Source organism: Nostoc piscinale CENA21, from assembly GCF_001298445.1.
In the GTDB taxonomy this organism is placed as follows: domain Bacteria; phylum Cyanobacteriota; class Cyanobacteriia; order Cyanobacteriales; family Nostocaceae; genus Nostoc_B; species Nostoc_B piscinale_A.
Window position 1 is genome coordinate 2,176,423 of sequence record NZ_CP012036.1, and the last position, 25,193, is coordinate 2,201,615.

Genomic DNA, 25,193 nt, shown 5'->3' on the forward strand with positions numbered 1-25,193 from the left:
CCAACTTATTCAAATCTGACTAGTACAGGTCGGCGGAAATGAAGATACCATTTCAAGTTAGTGAAAAGCTTGTGTTCTCAGCTTTTTGACTTTTAACTTTTTACTTTTGCCTTGTTGTACTAGCCTATGAGAAAAATATAAGCACCCCAAGCTTGGGCGGCTACGGCTAAGATGGTAGACCAAATGGGATGAGGGCTGGAAATGGTGGTTCCTGTTTGAGTTTGGACGGTGTGGATATCAAGCCAAGGTGTTGCGCCGCGACGAAACCAGCCTGTGACAGTAATTTGCCTACCAATCAAATCTTGCAGCTGGACTTTCTGCCCTAAGCATAGCCAAGGAACGTGGTGTAACTTCACTAAACCTGTGCTGGATTGTAAGATTAAGTCTTGGGCGAGAGCGTTGGCTGTACCGGGACGACCTAGTAATTTGCCAGCCAGACAAACGATAGTGCTATCAATGGGGATGGCAGATGGATTGGCTAACAAGTTCGGTAAACTTTGATCAGCTTGCCCAGTTGCAGTTTTGAGATTCGGGAAAAAACTATTCATCCGAATAACCAAGCCAATGCTAAAACCAATCAGTAGGCAACCACTGACAAAATTCCAATCTTCATAAATCCATTTCAAGTTTAAAAATTTGAGACTAAAAGCTGTTTGCCAACTCAGCCAAATCAAACCCGCAAAGCCAAAACCTACGGGAATGCCTAAAAAGGGAGAGATTTGTAGTAAGAATGATTGGCGTGTAGTTTTAATAAACTGTTCGCTGGTGAGATGCAGTTCAGTTTCTATGTGCCAGTGACGGGCGATTTGACACAGCCATTGAATGCGCTGGCCGATGGGTGGATGGCTATTATTAATGGCTAACCAGTGACGATAGGGATTGAGATAATCCCACATCAAGGCTGATTCAAAGGGAATATGCCCAGCAATGCTACCCAAAGATAAACTTTGTTGATAGCTGATAGGCATGAGCAGATTCAAGCTTTCGATCTGACAATTGGTGTGTTGTACTTGTTGAATGTCATGGGCAATGCCGATCGCAATTTTTAAGAAAGCTCGAATTAAGGCGTTAGGATTACCAGTGATTTCGGCTGCTAGGCGATCGCTATAATAATGACGTGAGCGCGACAACCATAAAGCTGTCCCAGTCAATAAACACCACAATCCATAAGTCAAACTGGAAAATATATTAAACGGCCACTGCCAAAAACCAGGAGGAACATTGTTTCCCCACTGAGATATTTGCTGATATAAGCGATAAATCGGCAAAGTCACCAGCAATACCAATGACATCACTAAATAATCACCGTGGGCAATGTGTCCCAACTCAGTTGCATAAATCACGGCAATTTCATCATCTGCCAGTTGATTTAATAGCCCTTGACTAACGACAATTCGGGCATTGCGGGGCAGATTGCCATAAGTGAAAGCAATGGGTGTATTGATGGGGATAATTCGCAAATGGGGTAATTGCCAACGTTTTTGCTGACAGTAACGTTGCAGCACTCTGGCTGTTTCTCGACTGCGGCTGTGTAAAACATCTTTTGATAGCGGTTGCTGACTACAAAACCGCCCTAGTAACCAATCGAGTAACCAAGGGGAAAGCCCACTGGCGATGATCAAAATGCCAATTACCACCAGCTTGGGGTCGCGGTAGAAAAGTTGCAATGGTTCCAAATACGGCAACTTGTATAAAATTACATTTACCGAGACCATTGCTAACTTGAAAAAGAAGTCTACCACCCAAAACAAAGCCACCAGAGTTCCCAAGGCTTTTAACCGTAAGGGCAGTAATTTTGGTTTACGTAGAGGTTGCCAGACTTTGGCACGTTTTGCTTGTCGCCAGTAAATATTTAATCGCTGAGTTGGTGTATATTCAGCCGACTCTATAAATTGATGTTGTGATACTACAGGCGTTTCGATGAAAGTGTTTTGATAATTCCCTGATTGTGCTGTTTTTTCCAGCACAGGCTGTTGGGCGCGTCTGGATGACACAGCCGATGAATTGCCGGAGTTTGTCGGTTGTTTGGATGTTTGAGAAGATACTTTTTTTTGTTTTTTTTACGTTTTGTTAAATGTGTCAGAGCGCGTTCTGCCCACTCTTGAACTTGGGGATTTTGGCTGTCTCTGAGAGTTTGACACAAAGCGATCGCCTTGCGGGCTTCACCAGTACGGGCATAAGCCATAACTAACCCAACACGAGCTTGTAAGCTAGTAGTGCTATTGCCTTTACTACTAGCCACAGGTTCGAGTTGAGCAATCGCTGTTTGGTAATCTCCCTGCTTGAGGGCAGTTAAACCAGCCTCCAAAGATGATTCAGCGCGTGAAGGCATAGAATTTCTGGCACTCCAATCTCTGCTAACTGACAGAATAAGGTAAAAGTAAAAATTTAAAAGGCAAAAGTAAAGAAGAACAAAGTCGCTCACCAGTCTCTAGACTGCTGCGCCTCACGTTTTAGATATAAGATTTTCTTTTTACTTTTCACTTTTAGCTTTTGACTTTTGATCCACGGTGATATAACAACGCGACCCCGCGATGCCGTGGACATCAACTATACCCGATAAATAGGATTCAGGAGTCAGAATCTAGAACTCAGTAGTCAGGAGTCAGAATGAATTTATTCTGAATTCTGTATTCTGACTTCTGCATTCTTTTTCAAGATTCCACTGATGATTGACCATAAAATACCGGGGCGATCGCGCTTAATTTTAAATTGGGATGGTCTTCTAGTAACTGATGGCAATTCCATTCATTGCGGAATAGTAACACTGGCCGATCCATACTGTCTTTGACTGTGGTGGTGTTAAATAAACGTCCCACCTTGTTCAAAGCTTCCCAACCACCTTCTACCCAACGGGCGACGCTGTAGGGTAATAAATCGAGAATTGTTTCTACGCCATACTCGTTCTGTAGGCGAAACTGCACCACTTCAAATTGCAACTGACCCACCGCCGCCAAAATTGGTTCGCGTTTAGCTTCATCAGTTGAGTACATAATCTGTACAGCACCTTCTTCGCGCAATTCCGAAATCCCTTTTTGAAATTGCTTAAACTTTGAGGGGTTAGGATTTCTGAGGGTGGCAAATAGTTCTGGTGAAAAATAGGGAATTCCTTCGTATTCCAATTTCTGCCCTGTGTAAATGGTATCGCCGATCGCAAATACGCCGGGATTGTTTAAGCCGATGACATCACCTGGATATGCGACATCAATCGATTCCCGTTCTTGGGCAAAGAGTTTTTGCGGACGCGATAAACGTACGACTTTGCCTGTGCGGGCGTGATTGACTGTCATATCTTTTTCAAATCTGCCAGTGCAGACCCGGACAAATGCGATGCGATCGCGGTGTTTTGGATCCATGTTGGCTTGCAATTTGAACACAAAACCAGAAAACTCAGGATATGTGGGCGGAACTTCGCCAACGCTGCTATTGTGAACACCTGGTTTTAGGGCATAGTCGAGAAAAGACTTGAGGAATAACTCTACGCCAAAGTTGGTCATGGCGCTACCAAAGAACACTGGGGTCATTTTGCCTTGATGCACTAATTCCAAATCTAGTTCCGGGCCGACTCCCTCTAACAGTTCCAAATCATTTTTCAGTTGGTGGTACAAGTCTTCTTCTAGCAGCTGTTCAATTTTGGCATCACCCAAATCAACAACAGTATCACGGGCTTCTTTGCTACCGTGGGCGCTGCGTTCAAATAAGTGAATTTGTTGCTGCTGACGATCAAATACACCCTTAAAGCGATCGCCCATCCCAATCGGCCAATTCACAGCATAAGTCTGCAACCCTAGTTCCTGTTCAATTTCATCTAACAGTTCTAAAGGTTCTCTACCCGGACGGTCGAGTTTATTCACGAAAGTAAAAATCGGCAAACCCCGCAATTTACATACTTCAAATAATTTACGGGTTTGCGGTTCCAAACCTTTCGCCGCATCAATTAACATCACCGCATTATCAGCAGCAGCCAGAGTCCGGTAAGTATCTTCACTAAAATCTTGGTGTCCGGGGGTGTCTAATAAATTAATCTGACAGTTTTGGTACTCAAACTGTAAAACCGTCGAAGTAATCGAAATACCGCGTTGCTGTTCCATCGCCATCCAGTCGGAAGTAGCTTTGCGCTGCGCCCGCCGCGCTTTCACCGCACCAGCTTCATGAATTGCACCTCCGTACAACAGTAGCTTTTCTGTCAGCGTCGTTTTCCCCGCGTCAGGGTGAGAAATAATCGCAAAATTGCGACGCTGTTCTACGGCTTGATAAAGTTCTGACTGAATTTCAGTTGACATAATTGACCTAAATGTATTACTTACCCTTGTTAATTTACTTAACTTAATTTTTCTCTACTTTAGTAAGTCTTTTAATCTTAAAACAACGAGGCTCGTGATAGGGTCAAAGAGTGCTGAGTGGGAGTAGACAAGGTAGAGAGGGGAGACAAGGTAGAGGGGGGAGACAAGGTAGAAATAGAAATATTACTCCCTTGCCCCCTTGTCCCCCCGCACCCTGTACCCCTGCCCCTTGTCTCCTGCCTCCTGCCCCCTACCCCTAACCCCTCAAAGGAAACAAGCATGTACGACCCAGATAAACGCAAGATTTTTTCTGCTTTGTGTCACGGAGCGATTTTCTTCAGTACGCTTTTTATGTCTGTGGGGATACCGATCGCTATGCTATTCATTGCGAATGATCCGGTAGTCCTAGAAAATGCCAAAGAATCTATTAATTTTCACCTGAATGTTTGGATTTATGGAATTATTATTACAGCATTGCTCTGGTTAACTTTTGGTTTGTTATTCCCTCTAGTATTCCTTGGATATGCGCTGCATTGGGGATTAACAATTTGGGCGATCGCCAGTGTGCTTACCAAGCCAGACCAACCCTTCCGCTATCCCTTCATTTTCCGTGTTATATAACACAGTCAGGTTAATTGCTAATAAAAACTTGAACATTGTTAATAAAAACATTTGCAAAACTTTCTGCGGTTTAATGTTTTTAGCTCAGAATTAAAAATTAATATCTCTCTGCCCAAACTGTTAGCTAGATGAAGTAGCAACCAAGTTGTAGAATACAAAATTGCCCCACAGCTTCATCAAGAGTAGGGCAAAGGACAGTTAAGCACTGTTTGTAGTTTGTCTGACAGTAGTAGAGTTTTTCTCTACTTTTGTGCCGCTTTGACTTGTGTCCATTACATCGTTTCCTTGACAAAAACTATGTTTCCCATACAACGTCCCCGTCGTTTGCGTAGCCACCCCCAACTGCGTCGGATGGTACGTGAAACCATCCTTACAACTAATGATTTAATTTACCCCCTGTTTGCTGTACCAGGTAACGGAATTGCCAAGGAAGTTAAATCTATGCCCGGAGTCTACCAATTATCGGTAGACAAAATTGTGGAAGAAGCCAAAGAAGTTTACGACTTAGGCATTCCCGCCATCATTTTATTTGGCATTCCCGAAGATAAAGACGCTGATGCTACTGGTGCTTGGCATGATTGCGGAATAGTCCAAAAAGCTGCAACTGCTGTTAAAGAATCAGTGCCAGACTTGATTGTAATTGCTGACACCTGCTTGTGTGAATACACCAGTCATGGTCACTGCGGTTACTTACAAGTGGGTGATTTAACCGGACGAGTCCTCAATGACCCCACCTTAGAATTACTCCAGAAAACCGCCGTTTCTCAAGCCAAAGCTGGTGCAGATATCATCGCGCCTTCGGGAATGATGGATGGTTTTGTCTATGCAATTCGGACTGCATTAGATGAAGCTGGTTTCCAAGATACACCCATTTTGTCTTATGCTGCTAAGTATGCTTCGGCTTACTATGGGCCTTTCCGCGATGCGGCTGAGTCCACACCCCAATTTGGCGACAGAAGAACTTATCAAATGGACCCTGGAAATAGTCGGGAAGCCATTAAAGAAATTGAATTAGATATTGCCGAAGGTGCGGATATGCTCATGGTTAAGCCTGCATTGGCTTACATGGATATTATCTGGCGCGTGAAGGAAGCAAGTAACTTACCTGTTGCAGCTTACAACGTTTCCGGTGAGTATTCCATGATTAAAGCTGCGGCTTTGAATGGCTGGATAGATGAAGAACGTGTAGTTATGGAAACTTTAACCGGCTTTAAGCGTGCTGGTGCAGACTTGATTTTAACTTACCATGCCAAAGATGCAGCTAGATGGTTGCGGTAAGTACTTTCTTGTGGAAATCTCACGCCAAAATGCAAAGGCGCAAAGTATTTCTTTGTGTTTTGGTGTTTGGGCGTGGGATTATTTTAAATCGGGGAATAACGACTGAGAAAATCTTGCGGTGTCAGAATTGGAATATTGTTAAACTCGGTCAATACTAATTTGAATTTTGCCAGGTTTATAAATTTTATCCTTTATTAAGTAGAAAGGCATAAAAAAACGAAGTATATAACTAAAAGTAAAGTTGCCCTAAACCCTCTTCCCTCCTGCCTCCTGCCTTCTGCCTCCTGCCTTATCATGATAATAAATATTCACGATGACCTACTTAGTTGTCTACTTAACCAGTCGCGGAAGTGGGAATGATAAAGACTGTAATAGGTGTTGTCTGAGTTTTTTTCTTGTTGCAAGAACTCTAGCCAGTTTTCTAGAACTTCTTCAACTTCAAATTCATCTGTATTTAGAATTTCAGCAATTGCGGCGGCTGATATTGGTTGTTGCTGCTTGACTAATTCATTCAATACCGCAAGCTTAAATTCTGAGTGTTCTTCTGGTGGCATGATTGTTTGTAAATGCTGCTGATAATATGTCTCTAAACCTGGAGGGAGTTGATTGTATTGGAATGGTTCAGAGTAGAAATTATCAGCGATCGCATTTATGATTTGACTGAGATACATAAAATTATTTTCCGATTCAGTGGTGAGGCGGGTGCAGAATTCCTGCTCACTGATATGGTGATTACTTAGCCAAGATTTGAGATCCCCCCTAGCCCCCCTTAAAAAGGGGGGAACGTTGCCTTCCTTGTCAATTAAAAAGTTACTTGACTGGTGAGGAGAAATACTGCCCCCCTTTTGAAGGGGGGTTGGGGGGATCTCTTCTGCGGTTAGGTACTTTTGAATATAAGCCTGAATATCCGCTTGATTTTCTGCCTCATAATCTGCTAAATCAAGACTTTGGAACGGTGCTTCAATTAACAAACCTGACTTTTCTGGCAAAAATGGTCGGCGGCTAAGGAGAAAATAAACCCCATCAGGAAGATAACGCGGGAGATAAAACAAATTTGCACCAGGAGATTGACTATTGCGGTCAATAAAATTTAAGCCATCAATTGCAATAACTAACTTTTGATTGGATGCTAACCCATCACTGATTTGCTGAAGTAGCAAAGATAAAAACCAACTCCCTTGTGTAGTGTTTTCCGGTTGGTTATCTAGAGATATTGTAAACATCTCTATTAATTGCGTGCAGATATTTTTTAAGAATTCCTCAGCACGATTTTTACCTGCCACTTCAACGTTGTAATAGACAACATCAGGATTATCTAGGGCATATTTAGCTAAAATTGCACTTTTACCGCTACCTGGTGCGCCAATGATAGTAAAGTAACCGCGCTGATAGCGCCGAATAAATTCATTAATTGCCGCGAAGACAAAATTCCGCCCGATAAAATTGTGGCTGTTTGCGTTAATAATTTGCTCAAACTCCGTAGGGTGTCCTCTGGGATGATTAGTAGTGTGCGGTGTAGGTGGTGAATTCATAATTATGAGAATATAGTTAGCTGCTTGTCTAAGACGGTTCGCTAACATATTAGTTCAGGAATTGCGAAAAAGTATTATACTTTACTTTTTTAAATTCAAGGGACTTCCTTCCAACTTCAAAAAATGTACCCTTCCTAATGCTTCCCCAACAAAGATTTTTGTACCATCGGGTGTAACCACGCAGGAACTAATTGTAATCTCTCCAGTGAAAGTAGCGATTACTTCTCCTGTCCGCCAATTCCAAATTTTGAGTAGTCCATTGTCATGTGAACCAGAGATTGCGTAGTTGCCATCTGGGGTCACGACGACTACACGCACATTTTGATTACCATGACCGTTGAAGGTTAGTTCAATTTTCCCAGTTTGCCAATTCCAGACTTTGAGGGTACTATCATCAGAAGCAGAAATCGCGTATTGACCATCGGGGGTCATAGCAATTGAATTTACAGATTCAAGATGACCTGTTAGGGTGCGAACAATTTTCCCAGTTTGCCAATTCCAAACTTTGAGTGTGCTGTCAGATGAACCAGAAATTGCATACTTACCATCTGGCGTAATAGCGACTGCCGACACGCCTTTACTATGACCTTTGAGGGTGCGGACAATTTCCCCAGTTTGCCAATTCCAGACTTTGAGTGTGCTGTCGAATGAGCCAGAAATTGCATACTTATCATCTGGGGTAATAGCGACTGCACTTACCCCACTACTCTCATCAATGAGAATACGTAAAATTTCTCCAGTTTGCCAATTCCAGACTTTTAGACTGTAGTCACTAGAAGCAGAAATTACATACTTGCCATCTCTAGTAATGGCAACTCCATATATCCAACTATCATGACCATTGAGAGTACGTACCACTTCTCCAGTGTCCCAACTCCAGACTTTGAGTGTGCTGTCAGCAGAAGCTGAAATTGCGTAGTTTCCATCGGGGTTTGTAGTAACAGCTCGTACCCAGAAAGTGTGACCATTTTGGATATGTTCGATTTCATTGATTTGCCAGTCCCAAACTTTAAGTGTGGCATCAGCAGAAGCAGAAATCACGTACTTATTATTCGGAGTCAAGGCTAAAGCAAGTACTGAGTTACTATGGCCTTTTAGGGTACGCACTACTTCTTGAGTTCGCCAATTCCAGACTAAGAAATTAGCGTCGCGTGAGCCAGAAATTATATAATTCCCATCTAAAGTAATAGCGACTGCCCATATTGTGTTATCACGGTCTGGACTACGGTTACTGAGAGTACGAATTACTTCACCAGTTTGCCAGTCCCAGACTTTGAGGGTACGGTCGAATGAACCAGAAATTGCGTACTTTCCATCTGGGGTAATAGCAACTGCCGACACACTGTCACTATGACCTTTTAGGGTGCGGACAATTTCCCCTGTTTGCCAGTCCCAAACTTTGAGGGTACGGTCGAATGAACCAGAAATTGCATATTTACCATCTGGGGTAATAGCAACTGCCCACACGCTGCTACTATGACCTTTTAGGGTGCGGACAATTTCCCCTGTTTGCCAATTCCAAACTTTGAGGGTAAGGTCGAATGAACCAGAAATTGCATACTTACCATCTGGGGTAATAGCAACTGCCGACACGCTGTTACTATGACCTTTTAGGGTGCGGACAATTTCTCCAGTTTGCCAATTCCAAACTTTGAGTGTGCGGTCAACAGAAGCTGAAATAGCGTACTCGCCATCTGGAATAATGGCAACTCCATAAACCGGTTGACTATGACCATTTAGAATATGTACAACTTCTCTCTTTTGCCAGTCCCAAACTTTGAGAGTGCAGTCACCAGAAGCTGAAATAGCGTACTTTCCATCTGGGGTAATAGCGACTGCCCACACTGGTTCACTATGACCATTTAGGGTGCGTCGTAATGGCCCACTGGGAGCAATTAAGCTAGGTGTAAGAGGTCGTAACCAGGGTTTTGTTTTCCAGCACTGTGCAACCTCCAGCATTGACTGAATTTCTGGCATTTCTTTGAAGTACAACAAGCGCCCTAACAATTGCCCTGCAAGTTGTGTTTTATCTTCTGCTAAAATATGTGCCGATAGTGAGAGTGCTTCTTGTATTAATTCTAGTGATTTGATTTTTTCTGAAGGAAATTCTGTGTGCTTTGATTCTGTTGATTCTGTGAGCAAATTATAATCTTCAATGAGCGGCTGCACTCCAAAATCAGGATGGTTAATTTTTGCCTCCAGAAAATCAAAATCAGTTAGAGTTTGGTAATACTTCTCCAAATTTCCTGACTTCACTGAGCTTGAGGCTAAACTATGCAAGTAAGCAGTTTGAAAACTGTAAGGTTTTTCCGCTAACTTATTTGCCAATTCTCCCATCTCACGCCATCTCCCTGATCAGGTATTCTGTAATGCCTTGATTAACTTCTTGAAATAACTTTCGTCTAGAATCTAAAACCCTTTTTCCTTTCAAGAAGTCTAAAAAACTAGCGTGATAAATGCTGTAGCAGTTTTCTCCTTTAATATTTTGCAGCTTCAAGTACTCAACCCACTCATCTAAAACTAATTGCACATGATATTCTTCTTGTTTGGCAATAGCCGCTATCATTTCGGAGGGAATTGGTGTGCCAATCTCCACTAAAATAAATAGAATAAATACTTTTAAGTTCTGGAGTTCGTCATCCATTTTCATCCGCTCCCAATGGACTTGATAATATTGTTGTAGACCATCGGGTAATTGCCTTAGACTTAGGTTATTATATTCACCTTTAGCAATTCCTGGCAAAACATAACGCAGGTACATAAAGTTATTTTCACTTTTAGTTGCTACCTGCTCAACAAAATCTTGCTCAAAAATATTGCGGTTTTGAATCCATTGTCTAATTGCATTCTTATAGTCTGGATCAATATCTAAGAAGAACCAAATATATTCTTTAATGTCTTTAAGGCTTAAACTAGCATACTGACTTGCCCTTAAATCTAGCTCTTCTGTCGGGACATCTAGTGCTGACAAGCGTTTTTTATCTATAGTATATGGTCTTCTAGTTAGGAAAAAATAGATATTTTCAGGAAGTGCCGTTGGTAAATCTAAAAGATTTCCGCCTGTTTCTTGTTCTACTTCATCGAGTGCATCAACTACAATTGCCAGATGTTCACCAGCAGGTAGTTTTTTGCTAACCTGTTCTAATAAATCAGCTAAATTAGCCTTCTCGACATTTTGCAACTGGTAACGTTTAATTAATTGTTTGCGAATACTTTCTAGAAATAGCTCGGCACGATTACGACCATCGGAGCGAATATTAAAATAGCATGGTGATTTATTGTCCCTGACGTATTTAGCAGCAATGGTACTTTTCCCCATCCCTGCATCACCCACCACAGTAAAATAACCTCTAGAATGTTGGTTGCGAAACTTCTGAAATGTGTCAAATACAAATTGGCGACCGCGAAACGAGCGAATTTTTTCTTTAATTAATGACTTAAATTCTGTGGGATACTCGTCTAAATTCCATTCAGGATAAGGCTGAAAATCAGTAGAGCAACTTTCTTTAGCAACTTCAATAAATTTTTCGCCAAACTCTTCTAACTCTGATCGCAGATCAATTCTCGATCGTTGAATATCGACTTTTAAATTTTTTTGCTGCAAAAACTTTTCTACTTCTTTGTAAAAACCCAAGGGATTGTTAGAAGTATAAGCACTCCAAAAAGCCTTTTTAATTTCTTTCTCTCTAAAAAGATTTAAAATTGCTTCTGGCTTATCTACACCATACTTAATTAAAGAATAAACATAAACGCCATCAACATCTCTGGGTGGTTGTATTGGATCAAAATTGAATTGTTTTAAAAGTCTAACTACGCTTTCTTTACGTTGAGCTTGATTAATAACTAAAGAAGCCGCAGGTTTAGCAAGACTTTTAAGGGCATTAACTACAGGGTCAATACTCATTTTTACTATGGATAGAGATAATTTTTCCACCTTTTAACTTATCTTAGCGAAAGATAGTGCAAATTAGCCTGTATTAAGCCATATTACTGCTTTAGCTATCTCATGCAGAGGCAAGGCAGCGCGTTGGGCGGGTTTCCCGACTTGAAGCGACTGCCGCGCAGAGGCGCAGAGAAGAACGCTAGAGGTGTTGTGATTGTTTTTGGTGAGGTGCGATCGCTCGATTATTTTTAAAATATCCTAAAAGGTGGAGCGATCGCTTTTTCATTTCAACTTCAGAACCTCAAGCTTCGACCTCAGAGACTCAAATTTCATGTTCTCCAGTAGAAAGTTTCACGTATCAAAGGCGATCGCTAATTAAAAAACATTAAACTCTATGATAAGAATTCAACAATCGCCCATTTCAGCACCATGAGGATGGTATAAAAAAATTATCAATATACTTTTAAGCAATTACTAACCGCAACCATAGCAAAATCGTTATGAAATTTAATTATTTATTAACACCCGCACTGATTGGCGTTGCAGTTGCTATTGTGCAACCGCAAATGGCAGTAGCCCTTTCTTCAACAGAAGTCAGCAAAATTGCTAAAGCGATGACGGTGCTGATTGAAAATCAAAATGGTTCTGGTTCTGGGGTAATTATTCGCCGCGAGGGTGATACTTACACGGTATTAACAGCTAAACACGTCCTCGAAAATCCAGATAAATATGCAGTTGTCACTCCTGATGATAGCCGTTATGAATTAAAGTACGACACGGTGAAAAAGATGCCAGGAGTAGATTTAGCTATTGGGCAGTTTACCAGCAGCAAAACTTATCCTGTAGCGAAATTAGGTAACTCTGATGACATTAGTGAAGGTGCAACATCTTATGTGGCGGGGTTTCCTCGACCAAGTGCGGCTATTTCTATCTCAATTTACAATTTTGTAGAAGGGCGGGTTACGGCTAACGCTTCTAAAGCCCTGCGCGATGGTTATGCTTTAGTTTACAATAACGACACGCTGCCGGGGATGAGTGGCGGCCCGGTGCTGAATGACAAAGGTGAGTTAGTGGGGATTCACGGTAGAGGTGATACCGCCGAAAATTATCAAATTTCTGATAAAAATCCCGATATAATTATCAAAACTGGCTTTAATTTGGGTATTCCGATTAATACTTTTCTGCGAACTTTACCAAAAGCTGAGGTAGGTACAAGAGTCGGCGCGTTGACACAACCAACTTCTAAAGAACCAAAGGCAGATGATTTTTACATTCAAGGCGGAGATAAGTATAAAAAAGGTGATTATCCAGGAGCAATAGAAGCTTACAATCAAGCTATTCGCCTGAATCCTCAGTATTCTTATGCTTTCAATGATAGGGGAAATGCGCGTTATTATTTGGGTGATAAGCAAGGCGCTCTGAAAGATTACAACCAAGCTTTAAAAATTAATCCTGAATATGCTTTTGCTTACTATAATCGTGGCAATATTCTGTATGATTTTGATGATAAGCGGGGGGCGCTGGCTGATTATAACCAAGCTTTGAAATTAAATCCTAATTATTCTTCTGCTTATAATAATCGTGGTAATGCTCACTATGCTTTGGGCGATAAGCAAAGGGCATTGGCTGATTATAATCTAGCGATTAAAGTTGATCCAGGTAATGCAGAAGCTTATTATAATCGGGCAAATACTCGCGCTAGTTTAGGTGATAAGCAAGGGGCAATAACTGATTATAATCAAGCGATTAAGATTAACCCTAACTATGTTTTTGCTTATAATAACCGTGGTAATACCCGCTATGATTTAGGTGATTATCAAGGAGCGATCGCAGATTATTCTCAAGCTGTGAAAATCAATCCTAATCATTCTTCGGCTTACAACGGTAGGGGCAATTCTCGTTATTATTTAGGTGATAAACAAGGGGCGATCGCAGATTACACTTTAGCTTTAAAAACTAGTCCGAATAATGCCGAAGCTTATTATAATCGCGGTAATGCTCGCTCTGATTTGAAAGATTTACAAGCAGCGATCGCAGATTATAACCAAGCAATTAAACTCAATGCTAATTATTCGGCTGCTTACAACGGTAGAGGTAACGCCTTTTATTATTTAGGTGAAAAGCAAAAGGCACTTGCAGATTATAGCCAAGCCATCAAGAGCAATACTAATAATTCTGAAGCTTATTATAATCGCGGTAATGTTTACTTTGATTTAGGCAATAAGCAAGGCGCGATCGCAGACTATACCCAAGCAATTAAAATTAATCCGAATTATGCTTACGCCTATAATAATCGCGGTAATGCAAAGTATGATATCAATGATTTGCAAGGAGCCTTGACCGATTACAATCAAGCTTTGAAAATTATCCCTAATTATGTCTTTGCTTACTATAACCGTGGCAATGTTTACAGAAACTTGGGAGACTTAGAAGGTGCGATCGCTGATTATAATAAAGCGATTAACATTGATGCTAACTATGCCCAAGCCTACCATAACCGAGGTTTAGCTCGGTATGATTTAGGCGAACAACAAGCAGGTATCAGTGATTTGGAAACGGCAGCTAATTTGTATAAAATGCAAGGAAACACAGCCGCTTATCAGCAAGTATTAGAACTAATTAGAAAACGTCAGCGTTAGCAAGGATGTTTTAAAATTCCTCTCATCGGTAGCAAAACATTTTAGATCCCCCTAAATCCCCCTTAAAAAGGGGGACTTTGAAATATTTCCCCCATTTTTAAGGGGGGTTAGGGGGGATCAAGAAGTGCTAATAATCACAATCAGCTACTTGTTAAACACCCTCTTAGCAAGGACACAATCATGAGCATAGATCAAATGGCGCACTATCAACGTAAACTTGCGTATGAGATGGATTCATGGGATCTATACGTTGCTCTCAATCAAGGACAGGCGATAACTGTTGTTGATGGCCGTTCAGCAGCAGCTTTTGCTGAAGAACATATTCCAGGCGCATTGAACCTACCACACAAAGAAATCTGTTTCAACTCAACTGAGATGCTGGATAAGTCACGACTTTATGTTTGCTATTGCGACGGTATTGGCTGTAATGCTTCGACTAAAACAGCACTCAAATTATTGACTTTGGGTTTTGAAGTCCGGGAACTGATTGGTGGTCTTGATTGGTGGAAACGTGATGGCTACGCCACTGAAGGCAAGAAAACCCAGCTTGGTATTACGATAAATTGTGGCTGCTAAGTCAGTCGCAAGCATGAGAGTAAATCTTACGCTGAGAATAAAAGGTTGGGTAGATAGTAGCATCACCCAACTTTTTATTTTATCTATTACCTATCACCTATTCTTTAAGATTTACTATTGCTGACAGTTTCTGGTGATGCAGATTTTAAGCGAGTAACTGTACTTTTGCGAACGCGATCGCTTTTACGAACACCACCAGCCATTTCATATTCGCTGCTGTCGTTACCATATTTAAACGCAACTCCCAGCAGCATTTTTTCACAAAGGGTACTTAAGTTTTTTTTCTAGCCGTTCAATGTCAGTTCTAGAAGCATCCAGTACTGCCAATGCAGTGTTATGAGTATCAATTTTGGCAGTTAACTGATCAATTTGTTGCTGCATATATTCCAAGCTATTATTATCACCAAAATCAATGTTTGGATCAATTGCTTTTAGTCCAGAAGCTCGAAGTTGAGCTTTTGCAAGTATGCGAGATGTGCGTTTTGCACGCGGCATAGATGTACTCCTGTAATGATGATAGTGTTAGCTTGTCTCAAATTAGCTGTAATCTGGCTCAGGAAAAATCACAAAAATTAGTATTTTATAGAACAATCAGCTTAAGTAATATTATGTAATGATGTAGATGTTTTTGATGAATGAGGTAGGGTTAATAAGAAACCTTACGTCGTTAGTGGCAAATGAGTTAAGGTTCTTTATGAATGAGGTAGGGTTAATAAGGAACCTTACGTCGTTAGTGGCAAATGAGTTAAGGTTCTTTATGGATGAGGTAGGGTTAATAAGAAACCTTACGTCGTTAGTGGCAAATGAGTTAAGGTTCTTTATGGATGAGGTAGGGTTAGTAGTGCATTGTTGTAGTGGGCTAGGCGATCGCACACCAGTAAACAATGGAATATAACGCTGTGAGCAACTTTTTCTCAAACCTCACCGCCACCAACGCGCCACATCCATAATTGCACGGGCAACTTCTGCCGTTGCTGCTTCACCACCTAATGCAAAGATAACTGGAAACAACGCCTTAATATCGGATAGTAAATTAGGGCGAGTGTGGAGAGATAAGTAATGAATTGTCTCTTGCCAAAGAGGCAAAAGTTCAGCATATGGCATTTGTGACAGACTAGACGCTAAGGAACTCAGGGCAGAGGCGCGATAACTCTCAGACTGAATCGACCGAGCGGCGGACAGGGCTTCTGGGAAAAACTCAGGTGGCAGTTTGTCAGCTAAGGCTCTCAGGGCAGAGGCGCGATAACTCTCAGACTGAAGCGACCGAGCGGCGGACAGAGCTTCTGGTAACAACTCTGGTAGTTTGTCGGCTAAGACTCTCAGGGCAGAGGCGTGAGAACTCTCAGACTGAAGCGACCGAGCGGCGGAAGTACGTCCCAAGGGTTGGGCTGTTCGCCCATTAAAGCGGTACGTGAGCTGGGTTCAGAACGTCGTGAGACAGTTCGGTCCATATCCGGTGCAGGCGTTAGAACATTGAGAGGAGCCTTCCTTAGTACGAGAGGACCGGGAAGGACGCACCGCTGGTGTACCAGTTATTGTACCAACAGTAGACGCTGGGTAGCCAAGTGCGGAGCGGATAACCGCTGAAAGCATCTAAGTGGGAAGCCCACCTCAAGATGAGTGTTCTCACTACTTTAAGTAGGTAAGGTCACCTGTAGAACACAGGTTCTTAGGCGGTAGGTGGAAGTGCAGTAATGTATGTAGCCGAGCCGTGCTAACAGACCGAGGGCTTGACCTCAAACATTTATTTGGTAAATCGCGTTTCTTGCAGTCTTCAGGGTTTCTGAATGGGTGACAGTTGTTTGATAACTGATAACTGCCCACTGTTCACTGTCTTTCCTGGTGCCTATGGCGCGGTGGAACCACACTGATACATCCCGAACTCAGAGGTGAAACGCTGCTGCGGCTACGATAGTTGGAGGGTCGCCTCCTGCCACAATTGCTCGGCGCCAGGTCTTTTTTTCCACTAAAAGCTCCTTAGTTCTAACATTATACTAAGGAGCTTTTTAGTATTTATTCTCTCCTCTCTTAAGATTTCAACACAAGAAATATTGAAAACAACACGGCAAAGATATATCGCGCCGTAATTCAACATCAAAGTATGATATCTTGAGAAAAATTGTGATATAGCCGTAGCCAACAAAATGGTATTAGTCCGCGTAGGCGGATTTTGTTTTTATAGCCGAGCCAGTGCGTTGGGCGGCTTTGCCGACTCCCTCACTGGCGTGTGAATTCCATTCGTCGGGGCTAAATGCAAGATATGTATTAAATCTCAAATTTACAACTTTGCCAAAATTTCTGGTAATAATTGACCAGGTACTTTTGATAAAGCCAAATTTTGTCCTTGAATGCCTAATTCGTTGTGGAAGGCGCGGATTGTTTTGACTACATAAGCAAAGGTTGTTTGATAAGCTTCTGGTTGTTTACTTAATCCGTTTAAGGCTTGCAAATGGTGATCTAGTGCTATTTCTAAGTGGTGCGATCGCGTGGGTTTATCGCCATTAAAATAACTATCTGTAACTAATTGATAATGGGCTAATCCTAAGTTATTATGAGCAGCAAACAAATCAAAGCTTAATGGTATTCCATTCAAAGAATGCGCTAATGCAATGGCTTCTTCGTAAGCAATAATTGATAATTTGAGTAACTTTTGCTTGCGTTCTTTTGTGGTTTGCGGTAAGTTTGCCAGATGCCAATAAGCTGTGGCTAAATTATTTTGGGTGGCGGCGCAAGCACTGGGAACATGGGCGGCGGTGCGATATTTTAAAGCTTCGCAATAAACATCAATAGCTTGCTGAAGATTGTCGGCGGGTTGTTCGTATTGGGCTAAATTCCAATAGCTGTGCCGATATTATTTTGAATCATCCCGTATTTGAGTGGTTCTTGTTCGGCATTATAATGAGCGAGTGCTTGGTTATAAGCTGCGATCGCTTTTTTCAGATGCACTACTGGTTGATTATATTGCCCTAAATGCCAGTACGCTGTACCTAAATTATTTTGGCAAGCTGCATATTTCAAGCTATCCATTTCAATAGTGCGGTAAGCCAAGGCTTCAGTATAAGCTATAACCGCCTGTTGCCAGTTTTCCGCAGGGTGAGAAAATCTTGCTAAATCACCGTAAGCTGTTCCCAAATTATTCTGCACCCGCGCATAAGTTTCTGGGTGAGTCTGCGGTGAAATCATCTTCAACGCCAACTGATAAAACTCAATTCCCTGTTCAATGTAAGTTTGTCCCGCTTCAACATTGGGCGGTGTGCGGTACAACATCCAATACAATGTACCTAAATCATTGAGAATATCTGGTAATTGTGGTGATGTTTCATCATAGGCGATCGCTTCTTGATAAGCCAAAATTGCCACCATCAAGTTTTCTAGGGTGGAATTTCCTTGCTCAATCCGCAGGCGATATAAGTTACCCAACTGATGATAAGCTGCTGCCAACTCTTCTTTTGCAGCTTGCTTGATGTGTAATTCTTCAATGGCTAACAAAATTTGTTGCGGCTGCCAATTATCCTCTTCTTCTTGATTAACCTTGGCATTAATTGTTGCTAAGACTAACTCTGTTAACTCCTGGCTAATATGTGATAAAGAAGACAGTGAAGGAGCAGCAATTTCACTAACTTGAACAGCTGGTTGTGACTTATGCTTAACAAATCCCGGCGGTGGTGGCGGAATTTCTAGAACCCTACTAACCCGCTTTGCTGGTGTTTCCGCCGGAACTGTACCATGACCATTTTTGCCAAATTTAGGATCTGTGGGCGGTGGGGCTGTGGGTGGAGTATCAATTGTTGATTCGTTGACACTAGTCCCTTCTAAATTCCCAAAATCCAAATTTTGGGAATTAGAAACACGTTCGGGATAATTGACATTACGTTTGGCGGGTGAAGGTTCTCCGGCAAACGTAAATATCCCCGTCCGCCAACGCCAAAACTGGTGTGCTGACTGCTGAATAGCTGACAACCAAGGACGCGATACCCACAACAGTACACTCGATTCAAGAAACCCGCTAGATTCCTGACTAGAAAAAGCCTCTTCGCAAAGGCGCAGATAATGTAAGAATAACCGTTGAACGGCTACGGGTTGCTTAGTTAGCTGTTCTACGCCGACAATTTGAAATGTCGGTATTGGCAAAGGCCTGCCAGGGTTATCTGGAGATGCACCGACAATGGGCGGCGGATAACTAGCCAACCATTGATTGATTTGGGCTACAGGATTAGGCTCATTTAAATTTAACCGCAAAGTTACTAGTCGCGGATAAGCCGGAGTGCTGCTAGTTTCCTGTCCATCTTGGGGTTGATATAAAACTTGCCCAACTGGATAAGCCAAAGTGGAGTGCAATCTCGCTGCTACTTGATTTCGCAGCTGTAAATCGTCACATACTGCTAAAAAAAAGTTGTCTTCTTAAGCCCAAACTCAGGGCAAGCTTCAAACGGTGATATACTTGCCGATTCCAAGCAAAATTATCGTGGTGTGCTGAATCATTCACGCTCATGGTGGCTCAAAAGCCAAAAAACATTGTACATCACCGGATCAAAGGTGCAATTAGGTTGATCTAGTCCGGGGTAATCTTCCCATAGCCATAGATGACCATGCAAGTGGCTTACCTAGTTGCGATTCTTCTTAACTGAACGTTATTTAACTATGACGGCAATTGTCAAGCACAAACTTAAAATTTCATGTCTCGACGCAGCAATATTTTGACTTGAGACTGTTGACATGACAAAGAAAAAACAGGTTCCCCTGACAATGAAAACCTGCACACGACCAAAAATTAAATTTTTTCCCAAAAACAATGTTAAAGCGATAGTCAGATATGTTAGGACAATTTGAAAGCTTGAATGACAGGCATAGTCATACTTTTACCTCCTGCCTCCTGCCTTCTGGAGACAGCGCGTTGCGGGGGTTCTCCCCGTTGTAGCGACTGTCGTCCTCCTGCTATATTTAACTGAGATTAGAAACCGAGAAGGCAACAAAAATTAAGCCACCGACTAAAACTGTCGCGGCGACACCGAGGATAATGTAGTTACGCTTCTGTTCTGCTGTTGGAGGTTCTGCTCGATACACCTTTGGCTCTTGGGCAAAATTGTTAAGACGACCACCTTCTTCATTCGTGTAGGGCATGAAGTAATTCCTTAAATTCTGAACATTATTATTTAATGTTACAAATATTTATCTGTTCTGCTCTCACTTTCAGAGACAAATTGTTACATTTTCAGGAATTACTCACGAAGATTGTTGTTTAGGACTGGGTTTAGGGGTTTCTTGGCTTTTCTTAATCTAAAATCCAGAATTTAAAATCTAAAATTATTCTGCTTCCTGCTATTGTCACTCTGCTTTTTGTTGCAGGAGCGATCGCCAATCAGTAATTGCGGCTTCTGTCCACAACCAATTATTACTTAATTTATTTACCTGAAAGTTTACTGGGTCTTGAGAAATCACCAATTGACGCAGTTTAATCGCTTCTTTCATGTATTGCTCTTGCTTTGATGCAGGTTGAGAGCGTGCTGATTTATACAATCCCAATGCTAAACCAGCGTAGGAAGTCAAAGCATCTTGAGGCAATGGAGCGTTCTGCAAAGAAATTGACGCATTATAGGCAGGTTTTTGCTGATTTAAAGCTAAATTCAGTGCCTTAAACCACGCATCATTAGCTCTGGTAACATTGCCTTCTGCATAATAAGCAAATCCCACAGCATTGTTATACAAAACTGAGTTGGGTTCAGCTTTCACAGCCGTTTCCCAAAAACGGCGGGCATCATCAATAGTATATTTTCTATCTCCCGTTTGAATTAACTGCCAAGCTAGTCTGCCTTTAAAAAAAGTTGAGTGCAGGATTATTAGCTTGTTTTATCGGCACAACATTTAAGGCAGTTTGAGCAGATTGTAGTGCGCCACGATTTAATAATTCTTCCACAGCTGCCAACCCAGCCGACAAGTCTCCTTGGGTTAATTTTTCGGTGGCGCTAGTTGCAATCACCCCTGTGGGACTAGTTTGCAGGTTGATTTTGGGATTAATTTCGCTCGATAAAGATTGCTGAACGGGAATTTTGGGGATATCAGCAAACATTGGTGCGCGTCGAGTTTGCCACCACCAACCAAAACCAATCACACTAGCGATCGCACCTGCACCCACAATACCCCAAATGATCCGTGCATCCAAGCGGCGACGTTTTGATGGTGATGTGGGTAGCGATGTCACATGAGAGTTATTCCACTCTTTTTCCTGATTCGGTGCAGTTTCCTGGGGCGTTGTGTTCTTGCTTCCCCATAATCCTTGTTGATTAATGGCTGTAACTTCACTACTGATTTGTTTCGTCGGAAAAATATGTTCGTTGTGGTGTGATGGTACATCACCTGTCAGTGGTGATTGACTATTGTTGTTGGCTGAATGCTGATCTAGCTGGCGAAATAAATCGGAAACGATCGCCGAATCTTCTGCATAACTAGGATCATCATATTCAATTTCATCAACTAAATCGCCCCAAGTCTCTTCACCCAACCAGTCTAAATCTCCAGCCCCATTACCCAAGTCCGGCATCATGTCATCAATGGGTAAAGATATCTGTGCTTCATCAGTCATCGCAGAGTAAGCTGTGGTAGAAGTTGCCTTGATACTGCGGCTACTTTCCGTCAGCGATTCTGTACTGGTAAAAGTCGAAAGTTCTGTCCCCAGAAAACCATCAAATTCGGGTTGCAGATACAAAATTGGTAAAGCCCAATAAGTTTGGTGGGAACCATAAGCCGAAATTAATCCCTGACGCACTCGACTCACACATAAATCCACCGGATACCCTTGACTGAGGTTGCGGTACAAAAGCTGGGTGAGGGTGAGTGCGACTTCATCCGGGATGCGTTCTGACATTGCTAAAACGCATTTAATTCCACGACGGACTAAACTTTCGGTGAGGTTACGTTCGCCAGTGTCTTCTGTTGCGTCAGTTGTGGCGGTGAATGCTCCCCAACAAGAGTTAAACACAGCCATTTGAATATTATTATTGACGAGTAACCCGGCTAGGTCATCGCCAGTGAGGGTTTCGGTTAAACCTGTTCTGCTACTAACAAGATAAATTTCGCCACCGTTGGGGCCTAAGTTACTATGACCAGAATAATGCAGAACTTGGTATCTACCTTGTTCGAGGGCTTGGGTTAATTCCTCTCTGCCTGGTTGGTCTAAAATAGTCAGTTCAATTTCTGGTAGGGGAATGCTACTGTCAATAGTGCGAGCCGCATGACGGTGTAATTCGGCTTGTAGTCTGAGTGCTTCGTGTTTCAACAAACCCAACCGCATTTGGTCTGTAGGAGATGCCAGCACCATTAAAACGCGCACTATCCCATCTTCGGATAATTGTGGTAAATTCCTGGATGGTAGACGACCAGTATTGAGAATGCCGCTTTGGTAGCGTGAAAACGCCACATAAGGCCCGGTAGCTAAAGGCCGATCGCCTGCGTGCATGACTTCCCAAGGTAAACGTGCTAATCTATTGTCCTTGAGACCTAACCGCAAGCGCAGTACTTGTTGATGGTTTTGGGCAATGCCTTGAGCAGTAATCCAGCTATCTCTGAGAGTGCCATGAAACAGAGCATTATAAAATTGCTGACCCAATGCCACCAAGTTTACAGAGTTTCTGGCGATCGCATCACCCTGTAACACTGACTGTAATGGGTCATTCATGAGATGTCCTGCGGCTGCTAACCAATCAGCTACAGGCCATGTCACTAGTTCTTCTGCCAATGGCACCCCAGGCGCGACTTGTTCCGTTCGCACCAAGTAGTCATTCTGCCCTACTGGAGTTACGGAAATGTGAAATTCCATACAAGTAACGCAATTTCAGTATTTTTAGCTGTCAAACCCTCATTCATACTCAATAGATGCCCAAACCCGGATTTTTGTTTTTGAACATTAAATTTTAGTATAGGCCTACACTAAATCTTCATGCTCAAACAATGCTCATTCCCCATTATGACAACTGGAGAACATTTTTCGCTAACTCCGCGCAGCATCTAAATATCGTATCCGGTAAAAGACTGGTCATAAAGGGGGCAGGCAAGAGGTAGAAGACAATTCTTACCCTACACCCTCACACCCCTAAACCCAATCTTTACAGACAATCTTTGTACGTAAGTCCTAGTCTATAAACTTGAGCTTAACCCCAAACGAAAGGTAAATCCAGGGCTATAAATGCGATTTACTCGCTCGTATTGCTCACCCAGTAAGTTTTCTAAGTAAACTGTTAATCCTAAATTGCCAGCTACAGGGATGCGACCACTAAAATCTAAGTTGAAATAGGATGGGGCAAAATCTGTAATTTGGTCGCCGGTTCTATTAAACAAGGCTCGTCTTGCACCACTGTTGTAGGTCATATATAAATTAGCTTGCCAACCAGAATTTTGATACCCAACACCAGCTTGTAGTAAAGAATAGGGAATCAAACCCAACTGCAAGCCTCTTTCTGTACCTGTTTTAATTTGAGCATCTGTGTAGGTGTAGTTGAGAAAAGTTGACCAGCCAGAATTGAGTCTGAGTTGTAAGGCTGCTTCTAAACCGTTGGTATCTACTAGTCCAATATTTGCCCAGCGTCCAGCTACAACACCTAGACGATTATCGATACTGCTGCCGAAATAAGTAAACTGTCCAGTTAAATTGTCTGTGAATTTGACATCTACTCCCGCAGTCCAACTCGAACCTGTTTCGGGTTCTAAATCAGGGTTTGGTTCCCAACCATGCACTGTGTCATAAACATATAACTGGTCTAGTCCGGGGTTGCGTTGTCCGCCAGCCCAACTTCCCCGCATTGCAAGTGTGGGGGTGAGGGCATAACGCAAGCCGACGCTCGGATTAAGATAGTTACCAAATTCTGTATCAAAGTTTTGTCTGAGTCCTAAATCGAGTTGAAAATTTTTGCTGATATTCCAACTATTGACAGCAAATAAAGCTGTGTTTAATAAATCTCGGTTTTCGGTTTCATTATTAGCAATACGCAGAGGGCTGGTACTTAAAACATCACCGTTTAAGTTAGTATTTTTTAAATCTAATCCCCAGCGTAATTTATTGCTTTGGCCTAATTGCCACTCATGGTCTACTCTGGCAGAAAACTGTTGTGTATCTAAAGCCCCTGTCCGATAAAAGTTACCTGTTGGCCCGTAGGTGCTGAAATAGTTTTGATTGTAACCAATGGTAGTGCTTAAATTAGAGCGATCGCCATTTCCTAACCGAGCTTTCCAAGATAAACCAATATTCAAGCCATCATGGTCTAAACGGTCTCTTTGTAGCGGGAAACCAAAATAAACTAAACCTCGGCGGCTACTCAAAGCAGTTACATCTAAATTTAAGGTATTGCGTGCATTTAAATCTATGCCGATGTTACCAAAATAAGTACTTGTCGCTGTATCTGCATTGAATAAGAAACCTTGAGCATCTCTATTAGCTGCACCTACAGGCACACGATAACGGTTATCTGTAAAAAATCTTTCAAAGCTGAAATTATATCTCGCCGCCCCAACAGAACCACTAAAACTAGTTTGTTGATTATTTAAGCTTAAAGAGCCATATTCTATACTACCAGTTAGTTTAGGTTTACCATAACCTTCTTTGGTGATAATATTCACCACTCCACCAAAAGCTGAGGAACCATACAAAGTAGACGCGACACCACTAGATAATTCGACTCGTTCGATGGATTCGACAGGAATACTATTTAAATCGGTTGTGCCGTGATAAGTGTTGATATTATTATTAATCGGTCTGCCATTTATTAAAAATACAGACTGATTAATCGAAGCACCTCGATAATATGTGCCTGTATGAATATCTGCGCCATGACCTACATCATTAATCGCAAACCCAGGTAATCTTTTTAAAACATCTGCAACGCTAGTAGCACCTTGTTTTTGAATTTCTTCTTTTTCAATTACATAAACAGGTGTAGAGCCAGAGAAAGTATCTTGTTCTCCAATGACTTCTGTAGAAATATCTGCATTATCAGCAGGTTGGGTTTCTGCTTCTGGCGGAGTTTCTTGTTTAAATTCTATATCATTCTCATTACTCGTTTCTTGAGTTAATAATTCAGCACGAGTAATCGGTAAATCAATGTCTTGTAAGTCAGAAATAGTTAAAGTTACTGGAGCTAATTCTGTGTCAGCTTGCTGTTGAATTTCAGTATCAATGGCTTCAGCAGGTAGATTTATCAGTAAATTAGGTAAAGCAACTAGTAGCCAACAATTTTTTTTTCACTTCTCGTCTCACACCAAGTAACAATAATTACTACTAGGTATTGTTACTGTTACTGTAAAATCTTGTCAAAAGACATTTTGTCATATTTCCCATCAAATATTCATGAATCAAGCAAATATTAGGATTCTATATTATTAGTCTGAAAAATTT

At 41.9% G+C, this 25,193-nt stretch carries 12 protein-coding genes, 1 rRNA gene, 4 pseudogenes and 2 other annotated features; of the genes and pseudogenes, 6 read left to right on the plus strand and 11 right to left on the minus strand.

Translation table 11 applies throughout. The annotated features are described in order from the left end of the window. Positions 1-119 precede the first annotated feature (119 nt). Positions 120-2,332 (minus strand): annotated as a pseudogene (locus tag ACX27_RS09525) (M48 family metalloprotease). A 322-nt stretch (positions 2,333-2,654) separates the two neighbouring features. After that, on the minus strand, positions 2,655-4,283 hold the full coding sequence (gene prfC / locus ACX27_RS09530; RefSeq protein ID WP_062291368.1) for a peptide chain release factor 3: 1,629 nt from the start codon (positions 4,281-4,283) through the stop codon (positions 2,655-2,657). Between the two features lie 279 nt (positions 4,284-4,562). Between prfC and ACX27_RS09535 the strand changes: the two genes are divergently transcribed. Both ACX27_RS09535 and hemB read left to right on the plus strand, forming a co-directional pair. Then, entirely contained in the window at positions 4,563-4,904 is a 342-nt protein-coding gene (locus tag ACX27_RS09535; protein WP_062298247.1) for a DUF4870 domain-containing protein, read from the plus strand. 297 nt (positions 4,905-5,201) lie between these two features. Then, positions 5,202-6,182 carry a porphobilinogen synthase gene (gene hemB, locus ACX27_RS09540; RefSeq protein WP_062291371.1) on the plus strand — a complete coding sequence of 327 codons (981 nt, stop codon included), beginning with the start codon at positions 5,202-5,204 and terminating at the stop codon, positions 6,180-6,182. Positions 6,183-6,490: 308 nt separating this feature from the next. Here hemB and ACX27_RS09545 read toward each other — a convergent pair whose 3' ends face one another. The 3 genes from ACX27_RS09545 to ACX27_RS09555 form a co-directional block, all read right to left on the minus strand. After that, positions 6,491-7,714, minus strand: coding sequence for an ATP-binding protein (locus tag ACX27_RS09545; RefSeq protein ID WP_062298249.1), 1,224 nt, complete (start codon positions 7,712-7,714; stop codon positions 6,491-6,493). 81 nt (positions 7,715-7,795) lie between these two features. Beyond that, on the minus strand, positions 7,796-10,051 hold the full coding sequence (locus ACX27_RS09550) for a beta-propeller domain-containing protein (RefSeq protein WP_062291374.1): 2,256 nt from the start codon (positions 10,049-10,051) through the stop codon (positions 7,796-7,798). A gap of 1 nt (position 10,052) precedes the next feature. Then, positions 10,053-11,618 (minus strand): P-loop domain-containing protein, encoded by a 1,566-nt coding sequence (locus ACX27_RS09555; protein ID WP_062291377.1) that lies wholly within the window; start codon positions 11,616-11,618, stop codon positions 10,053-10,055. A gap of 102 nt (positions 11,619-11,720) precedes the next feature. Between ACX27_RS09555 and ACX27_RS34860 the strand changes: the two genes are divergently transcribed. The 3 genes from ACX27_RS34860 to ACX27_RS09565 all read left to right on the plus strand — a co-directional run bounded on the left by ACX27_RS34860 (position 11,721) and on the right by ACX27_RS09565 (position 14,812). Continuing rightward, on the plus strand, positions 11,721-11,849 hold the full coding sequence (locus ACX27_RS34860) for a hypothetical protein (RefSeq protein ID WP_256364389.1): 129 nt from the start codon (positions 11,721-11,723) through the stop codon (positions 11,847-11,849). Positions 11,850-12,097: 248 nt separating this feature from the next. Next, positions 12,098-14,236, plus strand: a complete 2,139-nt coding sequence (locus ACX27_RS09560) for a serine protease (RefSeq protein WP_062291380.1) — start codon at positions 12,098-12,100, stop codon at positions 14,234-14,236. A gap of 228 nt (positions 14,237-14,464) precedes the next feature. Beyond that, a complete protein-coding gene (locus ACX27_RS09565; protein WP_235526573.1) occupies positions 14,465-14,812 on the plus strand; it encodes a rhodanese-like domain-containing protein in 348 nt (115 codons plus the stop codon). A 104-nt stretch (positions 14,813-14,916) separates the two neighbouring features. Here the strand turns inward: ACX27_RS09565 and ACX27_RS09570 are convergent. Together ACX27_RS09570 and ACX27_RS09580 are read right to left on the minus strand one after the other, a co-directional pair. Continuing rightward, positions 14,917-15,307: pseudogene (locus ACX27_RS09570) on the minus strand (hypothetical protein). 426 nt (positions 15,308-15,733) lie between these two features. Next, positions 15,734-16,105, minus strand: a complete 372-nt coding sequence (locus tag ACX27_RS09580) for a hypothetical protein (RefSeq protein ID WP_083468707.1) — start codon at positions 16,103-16,105, stop codon at positions 15,734-15,736. A 49-nt stretch (positions 16,106-16,154) separates the two neighbouring features. Next, positions 16,155-16,256, plus strand: a sequence feature (23S ribosomal RNA rRNA prediction is too short). A 19-nt stretch (positions 16,257-16,275) separates the two neighbouring features. Then, positions 16,276-16,538: a sequence feature (23S ribosomal RNA rRNA prediction is too short), on the plus strand. A gap of 112 nt (positions 16,539-16,650) precedes the next feature. Here ACX27_RS09580 and rrf point away from each other — a divergent pair. After that, positions 16,651-16,767, plus strand: a 5S ribosomal RNA gene (gene rrf, locus ACX27_RS09585). A 323-nt stretch (positions 16,768-17,090) separates the two neighbouring features. On the opposite strand, the pseudogene ACX27_RS09590 reads toward rrf, so the two are convergent. From ACX27_RS09590 to ACX27_RS09605, 4 genes and pseudogenes are all read right to left on the minus strand, one after another. After that, positions 17,091-19,304 (minus strand): annotated as a pseudogene (locus ACX27_RS09590) (tetratricopeptide repeat protein). Between the two features lie 449 nt (positions 19,305-19,753). Continuing rightward, positions 19,754-19,933 carry a photosystem II assembly protein Psb34 gene (gene psb34 / locus ACX27_RS09595; RefSeq protein ID WP_062291392.1) on the minus strand — a complete coding sequence of 60 codons (180 nt, stop codon included), beginning with the start codon at positions 19,931-19,933 and terminating at the stop codon, positions 19,754-19,756. 204 nt (positions 19,934-20,137) lie between these two features. Continuing rightward, a pseudogene (gene hetF, locus ACX27_RS09600) lies at positions 20,138-22,625 on the minus strand (cell division protein HetF). A gap of 317 nt (positions 22,626-22,942) precedes the next feature. Further along, entirely contained in the window at positions 22,943-25,000 is a 2,058-nt protein-coding gene (locus tag ACX27_RS09605; protein ID WP_062291395.1) for a TonB-dependent receptor plug domain-containing protein, read from the minus strand. Positions 25,001-25,193: the final 193 nt, after the last annotated feature.

Coding starts and splice junctions, on each gene's coding strand:
- prfC (WP_062291368.1), bottom strand. CDS start 4,283: ATGTCAACTGAAATTCAGTCAGAACTTTATCAAGCCGTAGAACAGCGT.
- ACX27_RS09535 (WP_062298247.1), top strand. CDS start 4,563: ATGTACGACCCAGATAAACGCAAGATTTTTTCTGCTTTGTGTCACGGA.
- hemB (WP_062291371.1), top strand. CDS start 5,202: ATGTTTCCCATACAACGTCCCCGTCGTTTGCGTAGCCACCCCCAACTG.
- ACX27_RS09545 (WP_062298249.1), bottom strand. CDS start 7,714: ATGAATTCACCACCTACACCGCACACTACTAATCATCCCAGAGGACAC.
- ACX27_RS09550 (WP_062291374.1), bottom strand. CDS start 10,051: ATGGGAGAATTGGCAAATAAGTTAGCGGAAAAACCTTACAGTTTTCAA.
- ACX27_RS09555 (WP_062291377.1), bottom strand. CDS start 11,618: ATGAGTATTGACCCTGTAGTTAATGCCCTTAAAAGTCTTGCTAAACCT.
- ACX27_RS34860 (WP_256364389.1), top strand. CDS start 11,721: ATGCAGAGGCAAGGCAGCGCGTTGGGCGGGTTTCCCGACTTGAAGCGA.
- ACX27_RS09560 (WP_062291380.1), top strand. CDS start 12,098: ATGAAATTTAATTATTTATTAACACCCGCACTGATTGGCGTTGCAGTT.
- ACX27_RS09565 (WP_235526573.1), top strand. CDS start 14,465: ATGGATTCATGGGATCTATACGTTGCTCTCAATCAAGGACAGGCGATA.
- psb34 (WP_062291392.1), bottom strand. CDS start 19,933: ATGCCCTACACGAATGAAGAAGGTGGTCGTCTTAACAATTTTGCCCAA.